The 9,994-nt window shown below is 65.5% G+C and carries 6 protein-coding genes and 2 pseudogenes; 4 read left to right on the top strand and 4 right to left on the bottom strand.

The annotated features are described in order from the left end of the window. Positions 1-119: 119 nt before the first annotated feature. Positions 120-536, top strand: a pseudogene (locus N1F91_RS30400) (ATP-binding protein); the annotation flags it as partial. Positions 537-686: 150 nt separating this feature from the next. Further along, positions 687-782, top strand: a pseudogene (locus N1F91_RS30395) (ATP-binding protein); the annotation flags it as partial. 117 nt (positions 783-899) lie between these two features. Here N1F91_RS30395 and N1F91_RS30390 read toward each other — a convergent pair. Then, positions 900-1,427 carry a site-specific integrase gene (locus N1F91_RS30390; RefSeq protein WP_289997652.1) on the bottom strand — a complete coding sequence of 176 codons (528 nt, stop codon included), beginning with the start codon at positions 1,425-1,427 and terminating at the stop codon, positions 900-902. A 310-nt stretch (positions 1,428-1,737) separates the two neighbouring features. On the opposite strand from N1F91_RS30390, the gene N1F91_RS30385 reads away from it, so the two are divergent. Together N1F91_RS30385 and N1F91_RS30380 are read left to right on the top strand one after the other, a co-directional pair. After that, entirely contained in the window at positions 1,738-2,301 is a 564-nt protein-coding gene (locus tag N1F91_RS30385) for a hypothetical protein (protein ID WP_289997651.1), read from the top strand. A gap of 1 nt (position 2,302) precedes the next feature. Then, positions 2,303-3,157, top strand: a complete 855-nt coding sequence (locus N1F91_RS30380; RefSeq protein ID WP_289997649.1) for a hypothetical protein — start codon at positions 2,303-2,305, stop codon at positions 3,155-3,157. A 39-nt stretch (positions 3,158-3,196) separates the two neighbouring features. Here the strand turns inward: N1F91_RS30380 and N1F91_RS30375 are convergent, their stop codons facing one another. The 3 genes from N1F91_RS30375 to N1F91_RS30365 are packed head-to-tail and all read right to left on the bottom strand — an operon-like array spanning position 3,197 to position 9,871. Then, positions 3,197-5,158 (bottom strand): DNA/RNA non-specific endonuclease, encoded by a 1,962-nt coding sequence (locus N1F91_RS30375; RefSeq protein WP_289997648.1) that lies wholly within the window; start codon positions 5,156-5,158, stop codon positions 3,197-3,199. Next, on the bottom strand, positions 5,151-8,330 hold the full coding sequence (locus tag N1F91_RS30370; protein ID WP_289997646.1) for an ATP-binding protein: 3,180 nt from the start codon (positions 8,328-8,330) through the stop codon (positions 5,151-5,153). The genes N1F91_RS30375 and N1F91_RS30370 overlap by 8 nt, the downstream gene beginning before the upstream one ends. Further along, on the bottom strand, positions 8,327-9,871 hold the full coding sequence (locus tag N1F91_RS30365) for a serine protease (protein WP_289997645.1): 1,545 nt from the start codon (positions 9,869-9,871) through the stop codon (positions 8,327-8,329). Before N1F91_RS30365 ends, N1F91_RS30370 begins: the two co-directional genes overlap by 4 nt. Between the last annotated feature and the right edge of the window lie 123 nt (positions 9,872-9,994).

The following is a 9,994-nucleotide window of genomic DNA, read 5'->3' as shown; positions in this document are numbered from 1 at the left end:
CATCCTGGCGCCACGGAACCGATGGCACCGAACAATCTGAAAGCGCTCGCCATAGCGCGGGTGAAACCGATAGTAGATCGTTGCCTCACCCTGATACTGGGCAGTATGTGACTGGATCAACGGGCACGGGCAAGTCGCATCTGGCCATCGCGATCGCCCGCGCCCTCATACGCAGTGGCGCCCGCGGCCGCTTCTTCAACGTCGTCGATCTGGTCAACCGGCTCGAGACCGAGCACCGCTCCGGCAAGCAGGGACGCATCGCCGACTACCTCACCCGGCTCGACTTCGTCGTGCTCGACGAACTGGGCTATCTCCCCTTCGCCCAAGCCGGCGGCCAGCTCCTCTTCCACCTGATCAGCCGGCTCTACGAGCGGACCTCGATCATCGTCACCACCAACCTCGCCTTCGGGGAATGGCCAGCCGTCTTCGGCGACGCCAAGATGACCACCGCTCTGCTCGACCGGCTCACCCACCACTGCGAGATCATCGAGACCGGCAACGAATCCTGGCGCTTCAAGAACCGCTCTCAAAGCTAAAGCCGGAAAGCCTCACCGACGCGCCCGACCGGGCTACGCAACCCTGACCAGCTCCACCCGGTCGGGCGCTCCCCGTCGCGCACTACGAGGGGGTCAATATTGGACGCCGATCCGGGGTCAACTTTGCGCGCCGATTGACATCCGACANAGATGACCACCGCTCTGCTCGACCGGCTCACCCACCACTGCGAGATCATCGAGACCGGCAACGAATCCTGGCGCTTCAAGAACCGCTCTCAAAGCTAAAGCCGGACAGCCTCACCGACGCGCCCGACCGGGCTACGCAACCCTGACCAGCTCCACCCGGTCGGGCGCTCACCGTCGCGCACTAAGAGGGGGGCAATATTGGACGCCGATCCGGGGTCAGTTTTGCGCGCCGATTGACACTCCGACCCGGACCCCTGTTGCGACCATGAGTTTGATCGCAAGCCGGGTGATTCTTGAACCGGCGGCCTTCCCAACTTCGCTCGATCGGGTCCAAGGGCCACGCCGAGCAACAGACGTGGCCTGGTGTGAGAGCAAGGTCCGGACATCAATACGATCGACGGGTCGCGGCAGACGTCTGGGTAGTTTCAGGTCTAGCTCGAGATCATCGAAGGGATCGGCGATAACGGCGCCGTTCTTTTTTAGCCAAGCGCTGAGGGATCGCAGCGTGACCATTCTTCGCCGGGTGGTCGTCTCACGATTCTGTCGGATCCGGCGCAAATATTCGAGATAGGCAAGGACAGTCGCTCCATTGAGCTCATTGGCGTCGCCTCCGATCGCCAGAAAGCGAATAAAGCAGATCAGGTCCTGATCATAGGCGCGAAGGGTATTTTCGCTGAGATTTCGCCCGGTTCTGCAGTACTGCAGGAACGCGGTTTTACCTGTTTCGATTGCTTCCACTAACATTGTAACCCCCTCGAAAAGACGGGTGTTATCGCTTGTGGCTTAAAATGCGGTCACGCATTCCAATCAGATTGGGCCGTGTGCCAAACAGGGCAGTAGCTGTCCATGGGCGCTCCCAGTGGTGTGCGCGCTTGGTCGCCCGGACTACCGCAGACAGGAACCAGGAAAGGACGAAGCTTGCCGAACCCGGGAGTTCTACGAACGTGATCGAACTCAACGGCCGGAACGTTGCGTTGACACGCCTGACTTCGCATTGCTGACACAGTATTGCATCTCGGACTATGGTAGGCTGAGATAGTTGATTTCCTAACGAATGAGCTGGGGCATTATGGGGCAGGCATTGATCGTCACTGGTATAGCCGTTCTGTTGATCGGCCTCTATGTCGTGTTTTCCCTAACCCCAGATGCGCTTCGCATCATCGGCGACTTCGCGCGCATCGGTTCGGGTTTCGACGGCAGGTTTCCGCTGCCGCCGGATGAAATCAACAACGCCATCAGCGAAGCCAACAGGATCGCTACAACCGTCAATCAGACGGCCATAGAGACGAAATCCTGGGCACAATGGCTCTTGATGCTGGTCGTTCTGTGTGGAGCTGGAACGACCATCCTGGCTGGTTTACAAAAAGCCATCCAATGGGGCCAGCGAACCAGCACCCTCCTGACGCTCGCCATCGGCTTGCTGGGGGCGGCATCCGCCGTCTCGACCTCTGGTGCCGGCTATATGAATGGCGTGGCCGACAGCCGGTTTGCCTGCGTGGAGGGTATCGAGCAGGAAGCAGCGAAAACCCTTGCTGCTGTCCGCGACGAAACCGATGCTCAGGCAGCACGTCAGTATCTCGACAACCTGCTTCGATCCGCAAGCCGGTGCGGGACATGAGATGGCCAGGCGCCTCTTTCCGTTCGCCCGACTGGCGCTGATTTTCCTCGCTGGGACATTGAGCGCCAACCCCTGCGAATTCGCATCTCGCAATGCCGATACGATGAACAGTCGGATCGAGCGCGCGATCAAGATCACCAATGCTGCCGTGCGGGACTCGGCGCTGGAACTGTATTTCGCCAACCCTGCCGGCTCAGACGCAGACCGGAATGGGGTGCCTGTCCATCACATAAGGCCAGACCCGGACAGGCCGGTTGTCGCGGAAGTGCCCGCCGGCTGCCGATCCATTGTCGTCAGTGGCGTGCATTTCGATCGCAATTTCGCGGCTCTCGCTGAAGACAATGTTCTCATGCAGGACAAGCAAATCCCGATGCTGGTCTTCCTGCTCCTGCATGAGCTGGGGCATGTCGCCAACGAGCATTACGGCGCGTTTCTGCCTGACACGAGCGATGCAGTGCCCAGCAACGTTGCGACCGACTCAAAGGAGCGCGAGCGGCAGGCGGACTCCTTTGTCGCCACCATCCTGAAGCGGGAATTCGACCGGATGGGAACCGGAACTCCTCCGATCCAGGACTATGACCTTTATTTCGGTATCACGGATGCGATTATGTTCCTGAGCAGCCTCTCGTTCATTGTATCCAGCGAGGCGACTCTCGACTGTTTCGGTTGCCGCTCGTTGGGCGATCCCAGGATATTCTGGGACCACGGCCAATCCCATCCGAATCTCGAATACCGCTTGCTGTTGATCAATCACGCGATTAGCGAAACGCCGGAATCGCGCGCATTGCTGGAAAGCTATGAACAAGGACGCGACGATCTCGCCGACCGCCCGCCGCTAATATTGTACCAGCAATAGTGCCGCATCATCGGCAAATGAAGGTTGCCGTCACATGGCCTACAGGATCACGTCCCCGAGATCGTCGATAGCAGCATAGGGCCTGACGGCCTCGGTGCCCTCGGTACCCGCGACGAATGCGTCGTGGTCGCGTAGGGCGCCGAAATCGAACCCGGTTTCCTTTTCCAGCAGGGCGATCGGAATTTGGAAGGTTCGATAGGCGCCGAAGACGAAGCCTTCCACTGCCTCAGTGAACCCTCTGTCCTGCAGCAGCTTCTGGATCAGTTCCCCCTGGCTCAGCAAATATGCTGTGGCGTGCGGGACGAGCCCGCCGCCGTCCGCGCGGGCCGGCATGACGACGAGTTTCCAGTATTCCCTCGGCAGCACGAGGCCGAGTTCCTCCACCGCGTCCACGCCGTCGCCGAGGATCGGGCCGGTGAAAACGCAGGCCCTGAAGCCGTGAGTGCGCGAATTGTCGAGGATGTAGTCCTCGAGGCCGCGCCAAGTTGTTAGGTTGCGGTTGAACCTGCCGTGCTGGGGCGAGCAGTTGGTGAAGTGGAAGGTGTCGAAATTGGCGAGCCTGACGGTGTCGGCATCGCCCCAGTTCGGGTCCTCGCGCCGGACCATGTGGCCGCGGTCGACGCCGGCCTGCGAATAGATCTCGCTGCCGACCTGCAGCGCCCTGTCGATGCGCAGATCGTAGTACCACCTGTCTGCGGTGCGCTTGAACCGCACGGCCCTTTCGCCGTCCAGATTGGCCGCCGCCACCACCGGGCTGCGGTTGCGCGCGCAGTAAAGGATGCCGAAATGGGTGTACCGCAACTCGTGGGGGCGCTCGTCGGAGGCGTCGCTCGGGCGGGCGAGCGTCACCCCGGCGACCCCGCCCGCATTCGGCAGAGGAACCTCGAAGGCTTCGAGGAAGCGCGGATCGTATCCGTCTCTGCCGGCGAAATCGAAGGCGCCACTCTCGCCGTCCCTCGCCTCGGCGTCTTCTTGCGGAATGCCGGCACTCGGAACGACGGTCCTCTCGCCGTCGAGGATACGGCGCAGGGTGCTGACCCGCACGGCGCTGTTGCCGACGGCATAGAGCCCGGCGAAATGCAGGCCGACGACCTCGCCACGCTCCAGGCTGATGACCGGGCTGCCCGAATTGCCGCCCAGCGTCGTCGCGTCGTGGCTCAGCCGGGTGGCGGCCGAGGAGACCTTCAGGAAGCCGGGGGAGAAGCGCTTAACGTCGTAGAGGCCTTGAAAGTAACGCTCCATATGGGTGGCGTCGTTGCGGCTGTCGCGGGCAGGGTACCCCACGACGGCGATGAGCTCGTCGTTCCTCCCGTCAGTCTCGGCCAGCGGCAGCCGGTCGATGCTGAAGGTCTCAGGCGCGGCGATACGGGCGATGGCGACATCGGCGGCAGTGTCATCGGCGATGTAGGTGAAGCCGAGCAGCGGAGCGAGCCGGGCGAGATCGGCGGGAGCGTCGACTTCCTCGTTGAAGTCGATCCCGGCACCATAGCGGCCGGCGCCGCCCGGCGCGAACAGAAAGGCGCCGCCGCCGCTGTGGGTCCGCCGAGCGATATGCTGGGCGACGTGGCGGTTGGTGACGACCAGGAACCCGGAATCGCCGTCTCGATCAATGACCCAGCCGGTGCCGCCCCAGTCCATGTCGTGGTTCACGAACTCGATGCGTCCCACCGAGCCCAGCATGGGCTCGATCCTTTTCACCTTCACATCGAAATCGGCCGGGAAGACATCCCTAGGCAGGTCCACCAGCTTCACTGCGCCGTTGACGACGCTCATCGGAGGCCGGTTGACGATGCGGACAATCGCCTCCAGCATCGCGCTGCCGCTGCCCAGGTTTTCGAGCTGCGCCGGGCCGGCGTCTAGCGCTTCGGACGACACCGCCCGCTGCAGGCGCGCTTCCTCGAGCAGCGGGTGCCCCTCCTCCAGTGCCCGCGCGGCGGCCTCGCGTTCGGACTGGCCGAACTGGCCCAGCCGCCTAACGTTCTCAGCATAGTCCTCAGACATGATCCTGTCCCTCCGACATCAGATGCTCAAACGCTTCGCCGGCGGCGGCTGCGAGCGCGCGCATCGCCGGTCCCCGCGACGATGGCCGACCGCCGCCACGAAGCACCAAGACAGCGACCGGCACGGCGATGCTGCGGGACAGGCCCAGCGCCAGCAGTTCACGCACGCAGGCCGTTTCCACGGACTCGTCGCCGCGGCGCCTGACGGCCTCGATGCCGCGGCAGACCGCCCGGTCGAGGCGCTGCCGGGCGCGTGTGCCGAGATCGTAGCCGTCGCGGCCGGAGGCGGGCCAGCGACCGGACGACGCCCAGAAGCCAATCTGCCGCGCCGCCTCCTCGACCGAATTGGCATGGCCGAGCGCGGCAGACAGCCAGTCGCGGGTGCCGTGATCGATACCGCCCGCAGGGTCAGTCCAGCCTTCGGGCCGCCGGTCGCCGAATTCCCACGATCCGGCCGCCGCCCGCCGCCACCGCTCGGCACGGCGCGCCAGCTGCGGCATGTGGGGGGGCGTGAAGAAGAAAGTGAAGGCGCCGAGCCAATCGGCGGTCGCGCCAGCGGCGGCGAGGTAATCGATGCCCTGCGAGGGTCCGCTGAGCAAACGCGCACCCGTTGCCTGCCCTTCGCGCAAGCGGAACGGAAATTCGGTCATGGCGTCGAAATTGGTCATCACCCCGTTGAGATAATCGTGCAGCCGAGGACTGCGGGCCAGCGTAAACAGGTTGCCGATAGGTCGCGAATAGGGGTTCAGGACGGCCACCGTCTCATGTCCCGGTGTATCGGGGTCGCTTTCTAGGCCGTAGCGCTCGCGCACCGACTGCGCGTCGCGGAAGGCGTGGCCGGCAAGGCTGTCGTCGTCCATTCCGGTCGCGGCCGCGCCTATGGCGTCGCGCCAGCCGCCGGAGATCGTATGGGGCCGGTAATCGGCCAGGAGCGCGAAGGCGAGCGGGCCGTCGTTCAGCCGGCGCTGGGGGGAATCGCGATAGGTCAGCTGCGCGCTGCGGCAGAAGGCGTCATCAATGGATATCTGCTCCACCAGCTTGTCGAAGGCGAACTCGGCGCGCATTTCGAGGATGACGAGACGGTAGAGCGGCCCGTCGGTCTCGCCGGCTTCGAAGCCTCGTGCTTTCAGCGCCGCAAACTGGCGCTGCGCCAGCGACCAGCGGCCGCTAAGCCAGCGATGGCAAAGTGCGAGCGCTCCGGCCGCCGTTTCGAGTTCGTCGATGTTTTCGAACGACGTACGGTACAGGGATTCGGCTTCAGCCATGTCGCCCTTTTCGAGCAGCAGTCCCAGGTCGCGAACAAGGGTGGATGACGGCGCGCCGGAATGTGCAGCGGGATCCGCCTGGCCCGTGTCGGAGGCTGCGTTTGCGCGGCCTAGGCCCGAGCGCGAACGCTCGCCTCTGGCAAGCCGTAGCGCGTCGGCGGCCGGGTCGGGCAGTTCGGCGATCATCTGATCGGTGAAGGACTGCGCGGCGGTCGCTGCAATTTTGGGAACCGGGTCACCGTCGCGCATCAGCTGGAGGCGATGATACAGCGCGATGTCGGGTGCCGATTGATCGAAGAAGGCAGCGGCCAGCCGGTTGACCGCCGCGGCGCGATGCGGCTCCTCCTCGTAGATCAGCGGCAGCATGATCGGCCTGATGTCGGAGCGGTGCCGCACCCAGCCGGTCGCCGTGTCGTCCACGACCAGCCAATGGTTGGTGCGCAGCCGTTCGAGCAGCAGTCCGGCCTCCACCTCGTCGACGGCCTTATCGATGGCGGGAGCGAGCACCTGCCGGATTGCCGCGGCATCGACCAGCGGCAGCACGAGGCCGATCTTGGCGATATCGCGCAGCAGCGGATCCTCGATGCGCGACAGGATCGCGCGGTAGAGATAGGCGGCGGCGAGTTCCGGACGGTCGCCGGCCGCCCAGTCGGGGCCCGGAGAGCCCTCCATGGCGATCCTGGCGGCGAGCCTGAGCAGCAGCGGATTGCCTTTGGCGCGCGCCACGATGTCCGCAACGGCCGCAGCGGGGGTCCCGAGGTCTTTCAGCAGGCGCCGCGCCATGTCGGGCTCCAGACCCGTGAGCGACCATCGGCGCGCGACCTGGAACGGTTCGAGCGGCTCGAGCGAGTTGCCGCGCCCGGCGGCGACGATCGCGAGCGGGCCGATCCCGCTGCGCACAAGCTGGTCGAGATAGGAGAAGAGCCTGACCGGATGGCTGTCGCCGTAGCCGCGCAGCACTTCAAGCGTGTCGAGGACGAGCAGCACGCTGCGGCCGCTCTTCTCCAGCGCGGCGCGCATCGCCTCGGCGAAGGCGAAGGGCAGTTCGTCCGAGCCGCTGCGGCGGTAGCGGTTCGACGCCTCCTGCGCCAGCAGGCCGCGCAGCTCTACAAGCCTGGCGGCATGCTGCGGCACCTCGTCGGAGAGCTGCCGGGCCAGTTCCATCGTCAGGCTGTCTCCCTCGATGAGGCTGAGGCCACGGCGGTCGAAATCGAACGTCAGGACGATCGGGTTGCTGCGGGCGCGGGCTTCCTGGATCGTCTTGGCGAGCAGGAACGACTTCCCGACGCCGGGCAGCCCGTCGATGTAGAACGCGCGCGCGCGTTGCTCGGGCGGCGGATTGTCGATCCAGTCGGCAAGCTGCTCGCGCAGCTCGTCATGACCGTAGAAGCCTCCCGCCAGCTGGTCGCCTGCGCGGCGGATGGTCTCGGCATGGTTGAGCGCGCTGCGCAGCGTCGAAAAGCGGTCGTGGAACCTGGCGGCGCGGCCGAGCTGGCTCAGCGTGCCGGTGAGGGCTTCGAGCTGGACGACATTGTCGGAGGGCTGCGCGATGAGGCTGTCGATGATTTCGGTCGTCGCCGGCCCGGTCCCCAGATAGGCGCCCCGAATGAGGCGCGACGCCTCGTCGTCGGGCAGCAGGTTGCCGATGCCGGCGAGCGCGGAGCCGGGTTCGGTCGCCAGCAGCGTCTTCTCGCGCGGCGACGGGCGCATGACCCAGCGGCTGGAATCATCGAGGTCGATCGTGCAGTCGGCGCGCAGCTTGGCGAGGATGGTGGCCGCGTCGACCGGCTCGTAGCCGGCGGCGCCGAGCGCCGCCCGGACTGCGTCGAGCGGGTCGAACGACGACGAGAGCGCGGCGAAGCGCCTGGCGATTTCCAGCGGCACCTTGAGTTCGTCGCCCATCATCATGTCGGCACCCAGGGCAGGAGAATGGATTTCAGTCTTTCCGAGACCTCGGCAAGCTGGGCGGAGCCGTAGCGGCCTAATTCCTCCTCCGCCTCGTCGAGAGCCTTGTCCACGAAGTCCTCGACCGTCCCGTCGTTGAGGTCCAGCCCGAGGTCGGAGTCTATCACGCGCACCAGGTCGCGGACATCGTCGCGCGAGAAACCGCCGACATAGTCGAGCAGCAGGCCGGGCCTCGCTCGCTGCGCAGCGTCGGCGAGCGACTGATAGGCCGGCACCGGCATGTGACATTTTTCGAGCCGCGTCAGCACGGTGCGGATGTTGCGCGCGCTCGCGAGCCGCGACACCAGCTGCTCGAGCTGAAGCTGCATTTCGCGGCCGGGCTCCTGGGAGGGGCCTTCGAGATGGAGCCAGAGCGGCGCGGCACGCCGGTCGAGGGCGCCGACCAGCAGGTCGGCCCGGTCGCGCTCATGGGCGACGAAGGTCGTCTCGTCCCTACGCACGCCGGGTCTCGCCGGACCCGGTTCGGCGTCGTCCAGCACGCCGGCGATCAAATCGAACAGGTCGGACCCGTCCGTGGGGATGTCGATCCGCACGGCCCGCGCCTCCGGTGCGCGCAAGGCGAGGAAGTTTTCGAGCATCCGGAAGGAAAAGGAGAGGCCGGCCTCCTCCCTGCGCGGGTCGACCCGCCTCACCCAGATACCGCGCACCATGCGGCTGTCGCCGACGATGGCGTCGAGCCCGTCGAAGAAGGTCCGGCGGCCGATGATGAGATGGGCGTTCAGCGACCGCGTGAGCGACCACAGATAGGTTGGCCTGCCGTCGGCGCGCAGGCACGCCCGGAAGGCGTCGTCATTAGCGTAGGGCGCGGCGGGCACCAGCCGGCGGCGGTTGCCGATCACCCCCTGGTGCAGGCCGATGAATTCCAGCGCGTTGGAGAATGTCGCGCCTCCGGAGGAGCCCGGCCGGGTCGGAACGACATGCTCGTAGCGCGCGCTTGGGCCGCCATAGGCGATCTGGCCGAAGGTCAGGCCCTGGTCGGCGCCGTCCGGATAGTGGATAAGCACGCAGGCGATCACGCCGGCCCACACTGCGGCGGCCGCGGGAATGTCGAGATAGCCCAGCGAATAGCCGACCGGCTCGAACAGCCGCAGCAGGACGAAATCGTGATGCCCCGCGAGATCGGCGTCAGGGATGTCGCCATCGTCCCACTCGTCCGGATGGCAGTCGGAGAACGGACCGGCGAGCCTCGCCGCGAGCCGGCGGCGGTCGCTGGTCAGGATCTCGATGCGCGGCGGCTGCGCCGCGTCCCACGGCGTCTTCCGGTTGACGACGTGCCAGGCGGTCAGCACAAGGCGGTAGGACACCAGCACGCCGCTGCCGGCAACCTGGTTGTTGACCCAGATGCGGCAGCGATAGGCGGCGGCCTGCCGGCTGAAGACCTCGAGCCCTTTCGGCTCGAAGCTGTTGGCCGCGACCGCCTGCACGTCCGTCGCGGACGGCGCCACCACCTCCTCGTCCGAGACTTCCCGCCCCAGTCGCCGCATGACGGCGTAACCGGGGCAGATTTCCGGGCGGAGGGGGTTTTCAGCCGATCCCGGTCGTGATTCATCCTTTGCGTGACGCTACCACCGATTGATTCTCTTGAAGGCCTGTCGCTCGCGGAACTC

Origin of the sequence: Aquibium sp. ELW1220 (assembly GCF_030398385.1) — a bacterium.
Lineage (GTDB): Bacteria > Pseudomonadota > Alphaproteobacteria > Rhizobiales > Rhizobiaceae > Aquibium.
This window is presented reverse-complemented; position numbering and strand designations above follow the sequence as displayed.

Bases quoted from the DNA above. Each gene is read 5' to 3' on its own strand.
- N1F91_RS30375 (WP_289997648.1), bottom strand. From the start codon at position 5,158: ATGTCTGAGGACTATGCTGAGAACGTTAGGCGGCTGGGCCAGTTCGGC.
- N1F91_RS30390 (WP_289997652.1), bottom strand. From the start codon at position 1,427: ATGTTAGTGGAAGCAATCGAAACAGGTAAAACCGCGTTCCTGCAGTAC.
- N1F91_RS30370 (WP_289997646.1), bottom strand. From the start codon at position 8,330: ATGATGATGGGCGACGAACTCAAGGTGCCGCTGGAAATCGCCAGGCGC.
- N1F91_RS30365 (WP_289997645.1), bottom strand. From the start codon at position 9,871: ATGCGGCGACTGGGGCGGGAAGTCTCGGACGAGGAGGTGGTGGCGCCG.
- N1F91_RS30385 (WP_289997651.1), top strand. From the start codon at position 1,738: ATGAGCTGGGGCATTATGGGGCAGGCATTGATCGTCACTGGTATAGCC.
- N1F91_RS30380 (WP_289997649.1), top strand. From the start codon at position 2,303: ATGGCCAGGCGCCTCTTTCCGTTCGCCCGACTGGCGCTGATTTTCCTC.